Raw genomic sequence first — 17726 nt, 5'->3', positions numbered from 1 at the left:
ATGGCTCAACATCGTCAAGCCGGTTTCACTTTATTAGAAGTGTTAATTGTGGCATTGCTAATGGGTTTGGTTGCCTCAGCGGTAACCTTATCGATTAGTGTTGCTGGGCCGGAACAAATGCTCAAAAAACAGGCGCAACGTTTTATGTCTGCCACCGAGATGGTGCTAGATGAAAGTGTATTAAGTGGCCAGTTTATTGGGATTGTGATTGACGAAGATCAATATCAGTTTGTGTTCTACAAAGAAGGCAAATGGATGCCTGTTGATCAAGACCGGCTGTTATCGGCTAAAAAAATGGAGGCCGGTATTACCTTAGATGTGGTTATTGATGGCATGCCATTAGTTCAAGAAGACGAGCAAGATGAGTCGTGGTTTGATGAACCTTTTATCGATGAACCGAGCGAAGAAGAAAAAAAGAAACACCCTGAACCGCAAATTTTATTATTTCCCAGCGGTGAGATGACCCCCTTTGAGCTAGGTTTTAATACGGTTAATGATGACCTTCAGCCCGTTAATGTGCTGGTTGTTGGTGATGCGTTAGGCCGCTTAACATTAGGGCGTGTAGATGAGTAAATTCACAGCATATCGACGCCCGCTAAACCTAAGTAATAAGCGTTTATCGACTCGAAACCGTGGTATGACATTACTTGAAGTTATTGTTGCCCTAGCAGTGTTTTCTATTGCAGCAGTATCGGTCACCAAAAGTTTGGGTGAACAAATGGCGAATATGCCCATTTTAGAAGAGCGTACGTTAGCCCAATGGGTGGCCAGCAACCAAATGGTTGATGTGCGATTACCAGGTACTTTTCCAGACATTGGCCAAAAAACCGGTCAGTCAGAACTTGCAGGCCGTGAATGGTATTGGCGTCAAGAAGTGATTAAAACGACAGATGATAAGTTCAGGATGATCCGTATTAGCGTCAGTGACGATGATAAATTTAAGCGTGTTGTTGCCCAGGTGAGTAGTTATGTACATAACAAAGCCTAAGCATTCAAGCGGCTTTACGTTACTGGAAATGCTTATTGCGATTGCGATATTTGCCATGCTGGGGATTGCGGCTAACTCGGTATTGTCGGCGGTGATGAAAAATGATGAAGTGACCCAAGGGTTTGCGACTCGACTTAAGTCATTACAGCAAGGTTTTGGCGCGCTAGAACGTGATCTGGGCCAAATGGTGGCGCGTACACCGCGATCATTTGAAGGCGAACGTAACAATCGATTTTTCCAAGTTGGTGACAATATTCTCGACTCAGAAACCCAAGCATTGGTATTTTACCGTTTAGGCTGGTTAAACCCTGATGGCATGTTACCCAGAGGCAGTTTACAGTCGGTTGCCTATGTGGTTCAAAATGGTCGTCTAGAGCGCTGGTATTATCCTTATCCTGAACCCGTATCGGGTGCAGAGCCACTAAAAAGTGTGGTCATTGATCATGTGTTATCAATTGAGTATTCATTTTATATTGATGATAAATGGCAGAAACAAGTTGATGGAAGCGTAATGCCAAAAGGGATTGCGATGGAAATAGAATTAGAAGGTTTAGGTAAAATCCAGCGTCGATTTTTATTGCCCAAAGGTGCACCAGCGATTAAGTCTGATAAAGACGATCCTAACGATTCAAATAATAAAGAAGACAATAATAGCGAAACTGATCCTAAAATAGATAATGGGAAAAACTCATAATGGGTGGCCAAAAGCAGCGTGGTGTGGCGCTCATCGTGGTTATGTTGATTGTGGCTATGGTAGTGATTATCGCGACCAATATTACCAGTCGTAATCAGCTTTCTATGCGCCGAACGCTTAATTTAGCCCAATATGATCAGGCCTATTGGTATGCGCTTTCTGCCGAAGAGTTGGCGATGAAAGTGCTCAAGCAAGATTTTGAAGATTCAGAAGGTACAGTACATTTACAACAGTACTGGGCGCTAGCGAATGTGGCATTTCCGGCTGAATATGGTGAAATCGTCGGTGAAATACAAGATATGCGGGCATGTTTTAACATTAATGCTGTTGGGCAAGCATCAAAAGAGAATGACAATGGTCAGCCCAAAATGACCGTAGCCGCTAAACAGTTCCAATCGTTACTGATCAGTTTAGGTGTCGATGAGTTTGGTGCAGAGCAGCTGACGTATACTCTAAAAGACTATATTGACGAAGATACGTTATCTGGCCCATACGGGGCTGAGGATGCCGAATATGAGTCGCGTAACGTGCCATATCGTGCAGCCAATACCTTGATGCAACATCGAAGTGAGCTACGTGCTGTAATGGGCTTTAGCCAAAATGTTTATCTGAACATTTTGCCTTATGTGTGTGCAATACCGGGCGAAGATACCCAGTTATTGAATGTGAACACCATTAAAGTTGAGCAAGCCGCTTTACTCGCCGGGATGTTAGAAAATCAAATTTCAGTCAGTGAAGCTGAAAATATTATTAATAATCGCCCAGCTGATGGATATGAAAAAATTGATGACTTTTGGGAAAGTTCGTCTCTGAGTGGCATCAAATCAGAAGCGAACGTAAAGTCGAGTTTTGTGGTCGATAGCAAGTATTTTTTATTAAAAGCTGGCGCCAAAGTCGATAATGCAATATTTAGAATGGAAAGCGTACTTAAGCGCAATGGTAAAGATTTAGATGTGCTCACTAGGCAGTACGGTGGTCAACAATAATAACAAATTCATTGCGTAACAATACGTATTGAGATCGGTGGAGAATAACAGTGTCTGAACGGCTATTTATCCGGTTAGGAAAAACATCAGAACACCCATGTTCATGGCTGGTATGGTCTGAACAAGAGCAAGAAATTATCGCTTCTGGTGAGTTATCTTATGCTGCAAGTCTCAGCACTTTAGCTGATCGCGCGGGTAATCGTCCTGTTGATGTACTTGTGCCTGCGGCCAACATGACATTGACACAAATTATGTTACCCGAAAAAGGTCAACGCCAAGCATTAAAGGCATTGCCTTACATGCTTGAAGAATCATTAGCGACTAATGTCGATAACATGCACTTTGTGGTGGGCCCTCGTGAAGGTGAACTACTCAATGTGGCTGCGGTTGCGCATGAGCAAATGCAAACATGGCTTCAATGGTTGTATGATGCAGGCTTGAAAGTGAAACGCATCGTGCCAGATTGTTTAGCATTACCGTTAGATCAATGTCGTTGGGCAGCAATGAGTGTTGGTAGTGAATATTTAATCAGAACTTCAGAAGGCGGCGGTGTTAGCGTACCTAAAGCATGGGCTGAATTTGCATTACCGCAGTTATTAGCTCAAACGATGCTAAACCACACCGATGCAGATCCTCTTTTGGTAGCGGGTTATAGTGATGATATTGATTTTGTTGGCGTTACAGTTGAAGCCAAGCGTTTAGATTTACCCATGATGATATTAGCCAAGGGCATCTTAAATGCGCCAATGAACTTATTAAGTGGCATTTATAAACCTAAGAGTGAGTACAGCAAACAGCTATTAACCTGGAAAAATACTGCGATTGTGGTGGTGGTGGCGATTGTTTTAGCATTGACGAATAAAGGTTTAGCTATTCATCAACTTAATAAACATACCGCTGAGATAGAAGCTCAAAGCGAAATGCTTTTTAAACAATCTGTCCCTGGGGTTAATCGTATCGTTAATATGCGCTCACAAATGGGCAGTGAATTGCGCAGCATGCAAGGCCAAGGCGGTGGTGCAGTATTTTTTGAAATGCTAGATGGATTAAAGCCTGCATTTAGCAAGGTGCCAGAATTAAAACCCAATACTTTGCGTTATGAGGCCAATCGTAATGAATTACGGATGCAAGTGACTGCAAAAAATTATGCTCAAATCGATAAGTTTAAAGAGATTGTCATGAAAGACTACCTCCTCGAAGGTGGAGCCATGAACAGTAACGAAGAAAGCGTTACCAGTACGCTGACGTTAAGGATTAAATAACATGGAAAATATGCGTAGTTGGTGGCAAAGTTTAGCCATTAGAGAGCAACAGCTGGTTGGTTTTTGTGCCGCAATACTGGTGATCGGTATTTTTTATTGGGGCATTTGGACACCGATTTCCAATGCCCAAGAAACAGCAGAGCGCAATAATAGCGCCGCTCAACAAACGTTAAATTATGTAAAACAAACGGCCAATAAAATTGCTGGTCTGAAACAAGCGGGTGCACAAGCGAAAGTTCGCGGAAGTTTAAGTTCCATTGTTAATCAAACCGCTGGATTATATAAATTAGAGATCACGCGTATGCAGCCGCAAGGCGATAAGATCCAGCTATGGATGGATGATGTACCATTTGATGCGCTACTGGGTTACTTACATGACTTAGTCGAGCAAAAAGGGTTAACGTTAGACAGTGTTGATTTAACGGAATCAGACGTTGCTGGCTTTGTAAAAGTAAGACGTATTCAGCTTTCTCAGTAAGGGTTCTTTGTGAGTTTATTTTCAAAAATAGTCATTGGCGTCATTATTTACCTAGTGTTTTTATTGGTTTATTTACCAGCAAACTGGTTAGTCAGTATTGCTCCGTTACCCAATAATGTTGCCATCAGTGGTGCAGAAGGTACTCTTTGGCAAGGGCAAGCGTCCTTAGTTACCATCGACCAGCGCCAGATAGAGCAAGTCAGTTGGCAATTAAGTCCTTGGGGATTATTAGTTGGTAAAGCTGATATTGATTTTAAAATCGGCAATCGTGCTACGCCAGTGAGCGGTAAAGGCAGTATTAGTTGGTCATTTTCTGGACTGAGAGCAAACAATATTCGTTTTGACCTGCCGGATAGTTTTTTACTCGCAGGCGCTCGTTTACCATTTAAAACCCAAATTGATGGCGATGTAAGTTTAATGGTTGAAATCTTAGAGCAAGGTAAGCCATGGTGTGAGCAATTAAGCGGTAAATTATTTTTAAATAACACCAACGTTAAAAATCAATATGGTGTTTACCCTTTGGGTAACATCTCATTAGGATTGAGTTGTCTTGATGGCCAGTTAAAAATAGCCACAGATGAAACCCAAAACGTATTAGGCTTAACTGGGAGCGCTATTTTAGGCGAGTCAAACTTGGTTAAAGTCAGTGCTAAAATTAAACCGACAGATGCCCAACCTAAAGATTTACGTGAAGCGTTATCATTCTTGGGCCGACAAGATAGCCAAGGATATTATCCTATAAACTATCAAGGTGTTGTGCCTGGTTTATAATGTTTTGAGTAATGAAAAACTCACGTCTTGATATCACTATCAAGGCGTTTTTTTATATCAATGATAAGTCATCTATACATTTGGTTTATAAACCGACTTTGAGAGAACTCTGCTTTTATATGGTGATGATTCAATGTTATCGCGGGCTACAGCAATAAAAGTGCCGATGATAATAATTGGTAATCAGTAATCGCAGGAAAGTCATTAAAATCAATATGAGGTTTCTGGCTGTCTGGATTGCTAATTCCGAGTTGATAACCCACGCCTGCTTTTTTCGATGCAGCTAAAATCACTTCACTGTCATCAATAAATAAACACCGCGATGGATTTAAGTTAAATTTATCAAATGCATATTGCCAAAATTGCGGGTGTTCTTTGGGATAACCGCTTTCATGGCTAGACAGCATCAGGTCTAAACCTTGGTCTAAGTTGGTATGGATTAACTTAAGCGCTAAACTTTGCGGGTGTGCATTAGTTTGACGGCACAGATTGGTACACAGGTATGCATTTAGATTATCAATTTACTCGCAACTGGTCTGCAGGTTTAGGGATGGATTATATCGCTTTGGCACCTAACGATATATTGAGCTATCAATTCAATCTTCGCTATCAGTTCTAATTTTTAGTGGTTTTTATATCCTCTTATCAGCATGTTATTTCTAATGCTTAGATAAGAGGATATTTTTTATGTCGTTATTCTCTCTCTGTTTTGAGTCGTTATCAGCTTATATCATCACCATTTATCGCTGTGTAAGACGTTTTCTGCCGATAAAAACAGGTCACATTATTTTTGTGTTTGGTATAAGATTGAAGCTTGCGAAAACGACATCATTTGACGAGGCTTCAATGACACAGCGGCATAAAAAGCCGGAAATCCTGCATACCGAAATTGTTGCCAAAAGCCGACTGTTTCAAATTGAGCAGGTACACCTTAAGTTTTCTAATGGCGTAGAACGTCAATATGAAAGAATGAAAGGCGGTAGCAGAGGTGCTGTGATGATTGTGCCTATTCATCAAGGTAATTTATTATTAGCTAGCGAATATGCTGCCGGCACTGATAATTATGAACTAGGCTTTCCTAAAGGGTTGATCGATCCCGGTGAAACGGCAGTTGAAGCCGCCAATCGTGAGCTTCAAGAAGAAATTGGTTTTGGCAGTTATCAATTAACCCATCTAAAAGAGCTATCGCTTGCGCCAGGCTACTTTTCCAGCAAAATGCATATTTTTGTTGCTGAAAAATTGTATCCTAGTCGTTTAGAAGGTGATGAACCTGAACCGATTGACGTGATCCCTTGGCCACTATCTGATTGGCAGCTATTACTCGATAATGTCGACTTTTCAGAGTCTCGCAGTGTGAGCGCACTTTTTTTAACTCAGCAATATTTGAATATATCAATGCATAACCTTACCGATGAAAATAGTTGAGGGTGAATTTTGCTAACTAATGAGTCAATTCATTTGGTGTATTAATTCTGCATATAACCATACATACAGTAGGCGATAGCCTTGTTTATAGGTGTCCTTGTCAGGTCATCCTTATCGAATCCAGCAATTGGAGTAGTAATGAAGCCAGAAGATGTAATCGAGCAAGTCATAGACATTGCAACGGAAGCTGGGCAAACGATTCGCGAAATTTACCTCAAAGGTAACTTTAAACGCGAAACTAAGTCAGACAATACCCCTGTAACGTCTGCAGATTTAGCTGCCCACGATCTTATTTGTCGTAAGTTAGCTGAGCTAACTCCTGATATCCCCATCCTAAGTGAAGAAGCCGCTGATATTCCTTTGAGTGTCCGCGAAACGTGGAAGCGCTATTGGTTAGTTGATCCATTAGATGGCACTGGCGAATTTATTGCTGGAAGTGGTGATTTTTCTGTCATTATTGCTTTGGTGGAACATAACCGACCTATCATGGGAGTGGTCTATGTGCCGATGACTAAAGTGTGCTATTACGCTATTGCGGGCTTAGGTGCTTATAAGCGAGATGGTAAAAATGAGATCCGTATTACCAGTAAACAATTAACCGGTGATGAACCTGAGAATTTACGTTTGGCGGTCAGTCGTCGCCAAGATCCGCAATCGGTATTAAAGCTGCTTAACAAACCCAATCGTTGTGAGTTAGTGGTAATGGGTGGTGCAGCATTAAAAAGTTGTCTAGTTGCAGAAGGGCGTGCCGATTGCTATGTCCGTTTAGGGCCGACAGGTGAGTGGGATACTGGTGCTGCGCAGATTATTATTGAAGAAGCGGGTGGAGCCTTGATTGATATTAATTTACAGCCTTTGACCTATAATGAACGAGAAACACTTGAAAATCCAAACTTCATCGTAGTAGGTAGCGCTAATCTTCCGTGGGATATATTGTTAACTAATTAATTTATATGTTTTTTAATGGGTGTTGATTGGTTCTTTGGATGTGTTGTTTTTTCGAACAGGTGTTAATTTATTAGTAACATACTTAGCAACGATATCAGTAACAACATACAACGATAGTCATCCGAAACCATAAAATGCAACCATATGGTGTAAACACTGATGGCAGTGTGAGGTTTTATCCGTTAATACCAGTGTGCTTGCCACTACTGTGACTAGATTTAATTATACCCGCTCAGATACACACAAAAATGCCCTCATTTGAGGGCATTTTGTTTAAATGGTTGATTGATGACTATCTAACCATTGATGTATCGCTTGTCTGTCGCCTTGAAAGATAACTCTGTCGCGTTTCTTTTCAAGTTGATACAGATACATAGGATCATAATAAATATCGAGTAACAGGCTTATCCAGTCTAAATGTTTACTGGTATCATTTTGGTTTTGTTGCATATTAAGTGCATCGTCAACCAAGATCTGTAATTCTTGATGTTGTTTACCACCTAAACGTTTACGGATCCCTAATAAGCTTCGAGTCAAATAAGCTTTAAATGCATCGAAGCCAGCTTGTTCACCTAAAAGAGACACGTAATCAGCGAGTTTACTTTCTACATAGTCGTGGAGTAAACGCGGCAAACGTGCGTCTAATGGCTCATCAAGCAAAATAATATCAGCTTGTTGCATGGCATGGTAAAAACTGTGTGGTAGTGCAGAGCGACCAATCAGAATACTTTCATCTTCTAATAATAAATGACGATGATGCTGTTGTTGATGCGAGAGTAGTGCCACTGCTAAGGTATTTTCAAAGTTAATTTGGCTGGGTTGAGGGTCGATATTCTTACCAAAGCTCGATCCTCTATGATTAGCAATACCTTCAAGATCGACCGACTCATCTCGTTGATTAATCACTTCCGTTTTACCACTGCCGGTTATGCCGCTCAAGATAAGTACTTTAGAGTGACTGGGTGCTTGCTCAATAGTATTAATTAAAAAAGTACGCATGGCTTTATAACCCCCTTCAATATAAGGGATATGCATGCCAGATTCTTTAATCCATTGCTGGGATAATTTTGAGCGTAAGCCACCACGAAAACAATATAAATAACTGTCCGGATGTTGTGTCAACTGAGTGAGCCAAGCATCTATACGCTGTTGCTTAACATTACCTTTTACCAACTCATGACCTAATGCGATAGCAGCATCTTGGCCATGCTTTTTATAGCAAGTACCGACTTTTTCGCGCTCACTATCTTGCATTAATGGTAAATTAATCGAGTGACTAAAGGCTCCTTTAGTAAATTCAATGGGTGCACGTACGTCGATTAATGAACGATTTTCTAATAAAAGTCTGCCATATTCTGAGCTGGGGATGACCATGCTCATTAGCTTAATTCCACAAGGATATTGTGTCCGCTAGTATGAGGTTCATAGGTATTGAGCATGCCGATACAAATCGCTTCAATGCCATTGGTTTCTAATAATTGTGTCAGTTCATGTTCAGCCTCTGCACTGACACTAACTAATAACCCGCCACTAGTCTGTGGATCGCAGATAATGGCTTTTTGATGATCAGTTAAGGGCGGTAAATACTCACTGTAACTGTCAAAATTACGATGGGTCCCGCCTGGTATACAACCTAATGCAAGGTAGTCACTGACTTTAGCAAGAAGAGGGACTTTGGATAACACTAAGTTAGCTTTAAGTTGTGCGCCTTGGCAGACTTCAATCAAGTGGCCAGCAAGTCCAAATCCTGTTACGTCAGTTAGCGCGTTAACACCATCTATTTTAGCGATATCAACCCCTATCATATTGAGCTGACACATAGCATCAGGTGCAATTTGACTGTCTTCCTCTCGAAGTTTTTTCTGTTTTTGTGCGGTAGTCAGAATGCCAATACCAATGGGTTTAGTGAGGTACAAACGATCGCCTGCTTTAGCAGTATTATTTTGCTTTACTCGCTCAAGCGGAATTTGTCCTGTTACAGCTAAACCAAAAATCGGCTCTGGAGAATCAATACTGTGACCGCCAGCCAGCATAATACCTGCATCTGCACAGGCTTGGCGTCCACCATCAACAACTTGTTGGGCAATTTCTGCGGGTAATATATTAATAGGCCAACCTAAAATGGCAATTGCCATAATCGGAGTACCACCCATAGCGTATATGTCGCTTATGGCATTAGTGGCTGCAATTCGACCAAAGGTAAACGGATCATCCACAATAGGCATAAAGAAGTCTGTAGTACTGATAATGCCAGTTTGTTCGTTAAGCTTATAAACGGCAGCATCGTCACGAGTTTGATTACCAACTAATAAATTAGGATCAGTAAAGACGGGGAGTTGTGATGCAAGAATGGTACTTAACACTTTAGGAGAAATCTTACAGCCGCAGCCTGCGCCATGGCTATATTCGGTAAGTTTAATTGCTTGCTGAGACATATTGGTTGATCTTTGATGGCGTATTGAGCGGTAATTATAATCACTATTGGCCCAAATATCTTGTTTTTTAGCCGTTTATCAAATTTAGTCGACCATTTAAAATGGATAAAAATATTATTGTGAACGTTGTTTTTTATTTTGTTTGCTGTTAACTTACCTTCCAATCAAGATAACTGATGTTAGGTGATTACTTTGGCAAGACGTAAAGAACATACTCATGAGCAAATAAAGACTATGGCTATTGAAGCCGTCGTAATGCATCTGCAGCATGACAATATTGAAACGTTGAGTTTAAGGAAGGTGGCCAGTCTAATAGGCTATGTACCAAGTACACTGATTAATATATTTGGTAGTTATCATTATCTATTATTAGCGGTGTCAGAGCAGACATTAGCGCAGCTGGCCAACAAGTTATCGTTGGAGATGAATGATAATCCACTGTTGAATATTCAGCAGATGGCGACAATTTATAGTGAGTTTGCCTTGCAGAATCGGCGTTGTTTTCGTTTAGTATTTGAGTTAAGTATGCCCGATGATCAGCCTTTACCAATTGCGCATTTAAGCTTAATAAAGTCATTGTTTGGTCTAGTTGAATCACAATTATTACAATACTTTCCAGAGGCCGACAGCCAAAAAATTGAAATGATGAGCAGAGTATTGTGGGGCGCTATTCATGGGTTAACATCTTTAGCACTAGATGGTAAATTATTTGAGGAGCAATCGTGTTTACAGGACATGCTCATCAGTCATGTACAGAGTTATATCGCAGGAATGAGCATTAAAAAGGAATTTACATGTTACTAACGAAACGATTTTTCCCTTATTTTGCCACCTTATGTTTAGGTGCGTTAAATGATAACTTTTATAAGAATGTGTTGCTGTTATTGGTGACCTACAGCCAATTAAGTGCATTACCAATTGATGTTAATTTATTTGTTAACTTAGCGGCAGGGGTATTTATTTTACCGTTTTTTCTGTTTTCAGCCCATGCCGGTATCGTGGCCGATAATATGGATAAAGCAAAGCTGATAAGACGATTAAAGCTGTTAGAGTTAATCATCATGTCTACCGCCGCGATTGCGATCGTGACCCAAAGTTACATGATTATGTTAGTACTCCTGTTTTTAACTGGCAGTCAGTCGGCGTACTTTGGCCCAGTAAAGTATTCATTACTACCACAAGCACTTAGTGAACAAGAGTTGGTAAAAGGTAATGCGTTAGTTGAAATGGGTACCTTCTTATCGATTCTCATTGGGACGTTAAGCGCCGGCCTCGTAGTGTCAAACGAAAATGGTTTAGTTTGGGCCGCCATAACGGTAACCGTATTAGCCGTTGCAGGTTATCTTGCTAGTCGTGCTATACCTTCATTGCCCGCGCAAGGGGAGCTTAACCCTAATAAGTTCTCTCTGTTTTCTGGTACGTGGCGCTGCATCAATAAAGCTCGTGAAACCACTTCAATTTGGATGGCCATTTTAGCCATTAGTTGGTTTTGGTTTTTGGGTGCGACTTATCTGACTCAGTTTCCTAATTTTGCCAAATTGCATTTACATGCAGATGTCACGGTAGTGTCATTGTTATTAGCGCTTTTTTCTATTGGTATTGCCGTTGGTTCATTCGTGTGTGAACGTTTCTCTTTTGGCCATGTTGAGCTGGGACTATTACCGTTTGGGGTTTTGGGCCTGAGCGTATTCAGTTTTGATATGATCAGCGCCATTCCAACTGCATCGGTTGAATTGGGGTTTGTGTACAGTTTTGAAGCCTTCATTGCTAACGCCCAACATTATCGGTTGATGATTGATTTATTTCTGGTTGGTTTAAGTGGTGGTTTGTTTATTGTGCCCTTGTACGCTTTTATACAAACTCGTGCAGAGAAGCAAGAATGTGCTCAGGCGATTGCGGCAAATAATATTATCAATGCATTTTTTATGGTGGGGTCTGCCATATTATCTATGGTGCTATTAAGTGTATTCAATTGGAGCATACCTGAGTTGTTTACACTCATAGGTGCACTAAACCTTATTGTGCTGCTATATGTGTATTCACAAGTACCTGAGTTTACCCAACGTTTTATTAGTTACTTACTCAGTCATGTGATGTACCGGGTGAGAGTGTCTGGCCGAGAGCATATTCCATTGCAGGGGGCTGGCATTATTGTCAGTAATCATGTGAGTTATGTCGATGCTCTTATTATTATGGGCGCATCCACAAGGCCAATCCGGTTTGTGATGGATAAGTCGATTAGCGAGATCCCATTATTAAAGTATGTCTTTAGACATGCAGGCGTGATCCCGATTTGTTCACCTAAGAAGTGTGAGGCGACATACCTTAATGCGTTTGAACAGATACACCAAGCACTGGCTAATGATGAGTTGGTGTGTATTTTTCCTGAAGGCAGGTTAACCCCAGATGGAGATATAGGTGAGTTTAGACCTGGTATAGACAAAATATTACAACGTGATCCCGTTACTGTTATACCGTTAGCATTAACTGGATTGTGGGGATCTTATTTTAGCCATAAAGGCGGGCATGCGCTTACTACTTTACCTAAACGTTTTTGGTCTAAAGTCTCGGTAAGTATTGCGCCTTCCGTTGATGGCAGTCTCACCAATTGTAAAGTGTTGCAACAGCAGGTGACACAGCAATTTAATTAACACACTATGTTCGAGTTTAGTTGCTCAAAACAAAAAAGGTCACGCATATGCGTGACCTTTTGTATATTGTTAAAAACTTACGACGTATAAGCAGCTGTTAGGCTTTTCCAATTACGTTGTTGTTCAAGAAATTGGTTACGCAATAATTGTACTTGTTGTTTCAGATTGTGATCTGTAAGTTGCTTGCGTTTCGCCTCTAACAAGCTCTTTTTAGCTTGATAATAGTCAACTAAGTGTTGCTTCATCAGCTCATACTCTGCTTGAAAACTTTCTATAATTTCATCGCAGTTTGGTAAGTGAGCCACCTTATTTTGTGCTTGTAACAACTGCATTTGCAAACGTGCACTTTCAATACGCTCTTGCGACACTTTACGTAAATCAGTTGCCAAGCCAAACCAACTCATTAGTTTGATGAGCCATTTGGTTGGATCATAGTCCCACCACTTAATGCCATTACGATAATCATTTTCAAAAATGTGATGGAAGTTGTGATAGCCCTCGCCATATGTCAGCAATGCTAGAAAAGCATTATCTTTGGCGGAATTTTTATCTGTGTATGGTTGTTTACCCCAGATATGAGCTAATGAGTTGATAAAGAAGGTACAGTGATGTACTACCACCAAACGCAATAAGCCTGCCATGAGTACCATTGATAAAATATCGCCATTCAACCAGCCGATAAATGCAGGCAAAGCAATATTCATTAAAATCACTAAGGCTAAATAGTGCTTGTGTTGCCACATAACGATAGGGTCATTTTGTAAATCACGTACGTTGTTGTAGTCACTGTAACGGCTGGCTTGGTATTCGCGCAGCATCCAGCCTATGTGGCTGTACCAGAATCCCATTTTAGCGGAGTATGGGTCTTTATCATTATTATCAACATGTTTATGATGAATACGATGATCACTACACCAATGTAGTGCGCTGTTCTGTAATGCTAATGCTCCACCTAATGCATATAAAAATCGCACGGATGGGTGAGCTTTATAAGCTTTATGTGACCATAATCTGTGGTAACCCGCAGTAATCGATAGACCACTTGCGTAAGCGAAAACAACAAATGCAATCCATTCAATGCCATCAAAGCCATGGGTAAAACCACGCCAAGGGATTAATACCGCAGCGCCGATGAAAGTAATGGCAAATAACAAGGTATTAAGCCAAATGATTGGAGGTTTTTTCATTTAATAGGGTTCCAATAATAGGTTTAAATAAGTTGAGCGTACAATTGTACGCTAATTTAACTTGGGCGGCTAGTCATGGTCAAGCTTAACAGGGCTGTGTTTCTGTTTTAAAAACGGTATTATCGTTGAATTAATATTGACTGAATGGATTAGTAAATGGGTGTAAGAGCGCAACAAAAGGAAAAAACCCGTCGTGCATTAGTAGACGCAGCATTTAATCAACTTAGTGCAGAGCGAAGTTTTTCCAGCTTAAGCTTACGTGAAGTTGCGCGAGAAGCTGGTATTGCCCCCACATCATTCTATCGTCATTTTAAAGATATGAACGAGCTTGGCTTAACCATGGTTGATGAAGGTGGATTAACCTTACGGCAAATGATGCGAAAAGGTCGCCAACGTGCTGAGGCTGGTGGCAGTGTAATCCGTATTTCTGTTGACACTTTTATGGAAGTATTGGAATCAAATCCAAACGTGTTTCGAATATTGTTACATGAACGTTCTGGCACCTCTGCTGCATTTAGAGCTGCAGTTGAACGTGAAATTGAACATTTTATTTCTGAGCTTGCTCATTACACTGAAGCACAAGCTAAGCGCACACCTTTACTTGCGCGTGCTCAAGCTGAATCTTTAGTTATTTTAGTCTTTAATGCTGGAGCATCAGCGTTAGATTCAAAACGCAGCGAGCGAAGAGCTTTGGCTGACCAATTAGTGTTACAACTGCGTATGGTTGCTACTGGTGCTGAAGCTTTGCAGCATAAAATGGATAACCGAGCATAAACGATTACGATATAAACTCACTCTAAGCACATCAGAAACAAACAGGGCGCTAATCATTAGCGCCCTGTTTGGTTAATTTGCGTTACTTGCGTTCTAACAATACTCCCGACTCCATATGGTCGGTATAAGGAAATTGGTCAAATAACGCGAAGCGAGAAATTTTGTGGGTTTGGCTTAAGGTCTGTAAATTGTCATTGAGTGTTTCTGGGTTACAAGAGATATATAAAATCCGCTCATAACCTTGGATCAGCTTCAATGTTTCAGGATCAATGCCTGCACGTGGTGGGTCGACAAAAATCGTATTGCAATCGTAACTGTCTAAATCGATACCTTCTAAGCGTCTAAACTGACGTTTTTTAGCCATTGCATCACTAAAGTCTTCTGCTGACATCCGTATAATCTGAACATTATTTACTTGATTAATATCGATATTATATTGCGCTGCATCAACCGAAGGTTTTGCCAGCTCGGTTGCTAATACACGCTTAAAGTTTTGCGCTAATGCAATGGTAAAGTTGCCATTGCCACAATACAGTTCAAGTAAATCACCTTGGCTATTCTGAGTGACATCGATAGCCCACTCCAACATTTTTACCGATACTTTAGCGTTTGGCTGGGTAAAGCTATTTTCTATCTGCTTATAATGTAATTGCTTAGCATTGATTGTTAGCGTCTCGGTGACATAATCTTTGTCTAAATCGATTTTTTGCTTACGCGCACGGCCAATAATATTGACATTAAATTGAGCCGATAACTTTGCTTTCAAGAGCGTCGCCTGCTCACGCCATTCTTCATCAAGCTGGCGGTGATACAATAAAGACACTAATATTTCGCCACTCAAGGTCGATAAAAAATCAATTTGAAACAGCTTATAACGTAGCGCTGGATTGGGGATTAACTCCGCAATCAGCTCTGCCATCATTTCATTAATGATCACACCTGCGGGTAAATATTGATCGCAACGCACTTTTGCATTCAGTGCTTTATCAAACATGTAGTAATATAAGTCATCACCATCATGCCACATTCTAAACTCAGCACGCATGCGGTAATGCATAGGCTCAGAAGCAAAGACTTCAAGCGCTGGTGGATTGAAATCGGCAAAGGTCTTTTCTAGCTTGATGCGCTTTTGTTGTAATTGTGCATCGTAGTTTTTAGGATCCATTGCAGCTAAATTCATATCGTCCACCAAAGGCTGTAAAAAAGGGCGCAAATATTATACTAAATGACGCTGATGTCTAGTGCTACGCACCTAAGTATAAAATATCATGAACATTAATGCTGCGCACATTCATATTGGGAGCCCATATTGTCTGGACCTATTTTAGTATTTGACTCTGGTATCGGCGGATTGTCGGTATTGAATGAAATTAGAAAACAACTGCCACAGCATGATTATTGTTACTTATTCGATAATGCACGTTTACCTTATGGCAATTTGTCAGAGCAAGAGTTAATAACAGGCTGTGTTGCATTGATCACCCATCATGCTCAGCGTCTTAATGCCAGTATTGTGGTGGTTGCCTGTAACACTGCCAGTACCCTAGTATTGCCATTATTACGTCAACAATTAACTATACCAGTAGTTGGGGTTGTTCCCGCTATCAAGCCAGCAGCCATGTTATCAAAGAAAAAACACATTGGTTTATTGGCCACACCAGGTACGGTTAAACGCGATTATACTCAAGCGTTAATCAATCAATTTGCAGGAAACTGTAAGGTTGAATTATTTGGCACGTCAGATTTAGTCTTACTTGCAGAGCTTTATGTCGCTCAACAACCAATTGATATAGACAAACTCAATCATATCCTAGCACCCATTGCTGCATCGAATATTGATGTACTCGTACTGGGCTGTACTCATTTTCCAATGATAGCAGCAGAAATTAGTCATTATCTCGGTGATGGGGTAACACTACTAGATTCTGGAGAGGCGATAGCAAAGCGGGTGAGGTTTCTACTGAGTAAAGAACATAATGGTAATAAACAACTACAGGCATGTTATACCAAACAGATTAGCCAAGGGCTTAAAGCAACATTAGTCGATTATGGTTTTAGTGATTTTTCGCTGGTAACCATAACCGACTAACAACAGTGCTTAAGGAGTACTAAGAATCAGCTTCAATAGCGATTAGCTATTTTCTGAATCAGATTCTTGTGATTTAGCTTCTCTTACCTTTAATGTGCGCTCTTGAAAGCTGTAGTCATTTAATTTCGACATGGCTTTCTGTGCACCTGATTCAGACATCTCAACAAAACCAAATCCTTTACGACGCCCTGTTTTACGGTCTCGCACTAAACGAACTGAGTTAACCGGTCCGTATTCGCCAAACAATGCCTTTACTTCTCCTTCATGAACACGGTAAGGCAAGTTACCTACATATAGTGTCATAGTAGGACCAACATAAGGTTCATCAGACGAGCTTGAACCGCTAGAAGGTATAAAGGTGAAAATTAACGTCGCAACGACTACACCAGCAATAAACGCAACCGAAGATGGTGTACCGTTAAACTGAAAAAAAACAAAAGCGCCAAGAAGCGCCGCAATCAAAACAATCACGAATGATTTCTGCATAAAATAATCTCTAATGAATATAAAAATGATAAATAACTGTTAAATACTATTACATACTAATTAAAAATTACCAGATAAACCAGACTACTGTTGAAAAATTGAGCTCAAAAGTAACTTTAATATCAAAAATAACCATTTTGCTATTTAGTTAAAGATGCTTCTTTAACCGGAAAAGTTAAAAAAGAATCAATCTGCATAAAAGTTGGGCATTCAAAAGATTTCATTAATAAAAGCGCTTGCACTAAATCTTAAGCTGCCTATAATGCGCATCCACTGACACGGCAGACAGCGAAAGCAAAAACCGGTTAGCGTTATGAGCAACCACTTAGTGGTGTTGATAACAGGCAAAAAGAAGTTTGAAAAAACACTTGACGCCATAAAGGGATTGCGTAGAATACGCAGCCCAAGCCAACGACCTAGCGTCTTACGGCGATGTCTGAAAAATTGACATCACGCTCTTTAACAATTTATCAAGTAATCTGTGTGGACATTCACAGGTATTGAGTTATTCGAAATTGTCTTCTGTTCTTCGGAATGTTGGCAATCAAAAAA

The 17726-nt window shown here is 40.5% G+C and carries 18 protein-coding genes and 1 pseudogene; 13 read left to right on the top strand and 6 right to left on the bottom strand.

Features of this window, described 5'->3' with window-relative positions; genetic code table 11:
* From gspH to GW828_RS15970, 7 genes are read left to right on the top strand one after another with little or no spacing between them, the layout of a single operon-like run.
* Positions 1-573, top strand: coding sequence for a type II secretion system minor pseudopilin GspH (gspH, locus tag GW828_RS16000; protein WP_124017722.1), 573 nt, complete (start codon positions 1-3; stop codon positions 571-573).
* Entirely contained in the window at positions 566-988 is a 423-nt protein-coding gene (gene gspI, locus GW828_RS15995) for a type II secretion system minor pseudopilin GspI (protein WP_259395340.1), read from the top strand. Before gspH ends, gspI begins: the two co-directional genes overlap by 8 nt.
* On the top strand, positions 969-1682 hold the full coding sequence (gene gspJ, locus GW828_RS15990) for a type II secretion system minor pseudopilin GspJ (protein WP_182742326.1): 714 nt from the start codon (positions 969-971) through the stop codon (positions 1680-1682). The genes gspI and gspJ overlap by 20 nt, the downstream gene beginning before the upstream one ends.
* On the top strand, positions 1682-2668 hold the full coding sequence (gene gspK, locus GW828_RS15985) for a type II secretion system minor pseudopilin GspK (protein WP_124017720.1): 987 nt from the start codon (positions 1682-1684) through the stop codon (positions 2666-2668). Before gspJ ends, gspK begins: the two co-directional genes overlap by 1 nt.
* A gap of 50 nt (positions 2669-2718) precedes the next feature.
* Positions 2719-3930, top strand: a complete 1212-nt coding sequence (gene gspL, locus GW828_RS15980; RefSeq protein WP_273058970.1) for a type II secretion system protein GspL — start codon at positions 2719-2721, stop codon at positions 3928-3930.
* Position 3931: 1 nt separating this feature from the next.
* Complete coding sequence (locus tag GW828_RS15975) at positions 3932-4408, top strand: type II secretion system protein M (RefSeq protein WP_182742323.1); 477 nt, start codon at positions 3932-3934, stop codon at positions 4406-4408.
* Positions 4409-4417: 9 nt separating this feature from the next.
* A complete protein-coding gene (locus tag GW828_RS15970; RefSeq protein WP_124017717.1) occupies positions 4418-5179 on the top strand; it encodes a type II secretion system protein N in 762 nt (253 codons plus the stop codon).
* 146 nt (positions 5180-5325) lie between these two features.
* Here the strand turns inward: GW828_RS15970 and GW828_RS15965 are convergent.
* Positions 5326-5655: pseudogene (locus GW828_RS15965) on the bottom strand (HAD-IA family hydrolase); the annotation flags it as partial.
* Between the two features lie 370 nt (positions 5656-6025).
* Between GW828_RS15965 and nudE the strand changes: the two are divergent.
* Positions 6026-6604, top strand: a complete 579-nt coding sequence (gene nudE / locus GW828_RS15960) for an ADP compounds hydrolase NudE (RefSeq protein ID WP_124017787.1) — start codon at positions 6026-6028, stop codon at positions 6602-6604.
* Positions 6605-6742: 138 nt separating this feature from the next.
* Positions 6743-7552 carry a 3'(2'),5'-bisphosphate nucleotidase CysQ gene (cysQ, locus tag GW828_RS15955; RefSeq protein ID WP_124017712.1) on the top strand — a complete coding sequence of 270 codons (810 nt, stop codon included), beginning with the start codon at positions 6743-6745 and terminating at the stop codon, positions 7550-7552.
* Between the two features lie 273 nt (positions 7553-7825).
* Here the strand turns inward: cysQ and mnmH are convergent, their stop codons facing one another.
* Both mnmH and selD read right to left on the bottom strand, forming a co-directional pair.
* Positions 7826-8932: a tRNA 2-selenouridine(34) synthase MnmH gene (mnmH, locus tag GW828_RS15950; RefSeq protein WP_273058967.1), complete on the bottom strand. Its 1107-nt coding sequence runs from the start codon at positions 8930-8932 to the stop codon at positions 7826-7828.
* Positions 8932-9987, bottom strand: coding sequence for a selenide, water dikinase SelD (gene selD, locus GW828_RS15945; protein WP_182698737.1), 1056 nt, complete (start codon positions 9985-9987; stop codon positions 8932-8934). The genes mnmH and selD overlap by 1 nt, the downstream gene beginning before the upstream one ends.
* A 192-nt stretch (positions 9988-10179) precedes the next feature.
* On the opposite strand from selD, the gene GW828_RS15940 reads away from it, so the two are divergent.
* Entirely contained in the window at positions 10180-10791 is a 612-nt protein-coding gene (locus tag GW828_RS15940) for a TetR/AcrR family transcriptional regulator (RefSeq protein ID WP_182723767.1), read from the top strand.
* On the top strand, positions 10782-12638 hold the full coding sequence (locus tag GW828_RS15935) for an MFS transporter (protein WP_182698739.1): 1857 nt from the start codon (positions 10782-10784) through the stop codon (positions 12636-12638). The genes GW828_RS15940 and GW828_RS15935 overlap by 10 nt, the downstream gene beginning before the upstream one ends.
* Positions 12639-12715: 77 nt before the next feature.
* On the opposite strand, the gene GW828_RS15930 is transcribed toward GW828_RS15935, so the two are convergent.
* The gene (locus GW828_RS15930; protein WP_124017707.1) at positions 12716-13825 is read right to left on the bottom strand and encodes a fatty acid desaturase; all 1110 of its coding nucleotides are present in this window, start codon (positions 13823-13825) and stop codon (positions 12716-12718) included.
* 156 nt (positions 13826-13981) lie between these two features.
* Between GW828_RS15930 and fabR the strand changes: the two genes are divergently transcribed.
* Entirely contained in the window at positions 13982-14599 is a 618-nt protein-coding gene (fabR, locus tag GW828_RS15925; protein ID WP_124017706.1) for an HTH-type transcriptional repressor FabR, read from the top strand.
* A gap of 82 nt (positions 14600-14681) precedes the next feature.
* Here the strand turns inward: fabR and trmA are convergent, their stop codons facing one another.
* A complete protein-coding gene (trmA, locus tag GW828_RS15920; protein WP_182698741.1) occupies positions 14682-15779 on the bottom strand; it encodes a tRNA (uridine(54)-C5)-methyltransferase TrmA in 1098 nt (365 codons plus the stop codon).
* A gap of 129 nt (positions 15780-15908) precedes the next feature.
* Between trmA and murI the strand changes: the two genes are divergently transcribed.
* Positions 15909-16688: a glutamate racemase gene (murI, locus tag GW828_RS15915; protein WP_124017704.1), complete on the top strand. Its 780-nt coding sequence runs from the start codon at positions 15909-15911 to the stop codon at positions 16686-16688.
* A 42-nt stretch (positions 16689-16730) separates the two neighbouring features.
* Here murI and GW828_RS15910 read toward each other — a convergent pair whose 3' ends face one another.
* Positions 16731-17174, bottom strand: a complete 444-nt coding sequence (locus GW828_RS15910; RefSeq protein ID WP_124017703.1) for an RNA recognition motif domain-containing protein — start codon at positions 17172-17174, stop codon at positions 16731-16733.
* Positions 17175-17726: the final 552 nt, after the last annotated feature.

The sequence above is a fragment of the Shewanella vesiculosa genome, from assembly GCF_009994065.1.
In the GTDB taxonomy this organism is placed as follows: domain Bacteria; phylum Pseudomonadota; class Gammaproteobacteria; order Enterobacterales; family Shewanellaceae; genus Shewanella; species Shewanella vesiculosa.
This window is presented reverse-complemented; position numbering and strand designations above follow the sequence as displayed.

Excerpts from the sequence above, each read along its gene's own strand:
- mnmH (WP_273058967.1), bottom strand. The coding sequence starts at position 8,932 with ATGAGCATGGTCATCCCCAGCTCAGAATATGGCAGACTTTTATTAGAA.
- gspK (WP_124017720.1), top strand. The coding sequence starts at position 1,682 with ATGGGTGGCCAAAAGCAGCGTGGTGTGGCGCTCATCGTGGTTATGTTG.
- fabR (WP_124017706.1), top strand. The coding sequence starts at position 13,982 with ATGGGTGTAAGAGCGCAACAAAAGGAAAAAACCCGTCGTGCATTAGTA.
- GW828_RS15975 (WP_182742323.1), top strand. The coding sequence starts at position 3,932 with ATGGAAAATATGCGTAGTTGGTGGCAAAGTTTAGCCATTAGAGAGCAA.
- gspH (WP_124017722.1), top strand. The coding sequence starts at position 1 with ATGGCTCAACATCGTCAAGCCGGTTTCACTTTATTAGAAGTGTTAATT.
- gspI (WP_259395340.1), top strand. The coding sequence starts at position 566 with ATGAGTAAATTCACAGCATATCGACGCCCGCTAAACCTAAGTAATAAG.
- nudE (WP_124017787.1), top strand. The coding sequence starts at position 6,026 with ATGACACAGCGGCATAAAAAGCCGGAAATCCTGCATACCGAAATTGTT.
- GW828_RS15935 (WP_182698739.1), top strand. The coding sequence starts at position 10,782 with ATGTTACTAACGAAACGATTTTTCCCTTATTTTGCCACCTTATGTTTA.
- trmA (WP_182698741.1), bottom strand. The coding sequence starts at position 15,779 with ATGAATTTAGCTGCAATGGATCCTAAAAACTACGATGCACAATTACAA.
- gspJ (WP_182742326.1), top strand. The coding sequence starts at position 969 with ATGTACATAACAAAGCCTAAGCATTCAAGCGGCTTTACGTTACTGGAA.
- cysQ (WP_124017712.1), top strand. The coding sequence starts at position 6,743 with ATGAAGCCAGAAGATGTAATCGAGCAAGTCATAGACATTGCAACGGAA.
- GW828_RS15910 (WP_124017703.1), bottom strand. The coding sequence starts at position 17,174 with ATGCAGAAATCATTCGTGATTGTTTTGATTGCGGCGCTTCTTGGCGCT.
- GW828_RS15930 (WP_124017707.1), bottom strand. The coding sequence starts at position 13,825 with ATGAAAAAACCTCCAATCATTTGGCTTAATACCTTGTTATTTGCCATT.
- selD (WP_182698737.1), bottom strand. The coding sequence starts at position 9,987 with ATGTCTCAGCAAGCAATTAAACTTACCGAATATAGCCATGGCGCAGGC.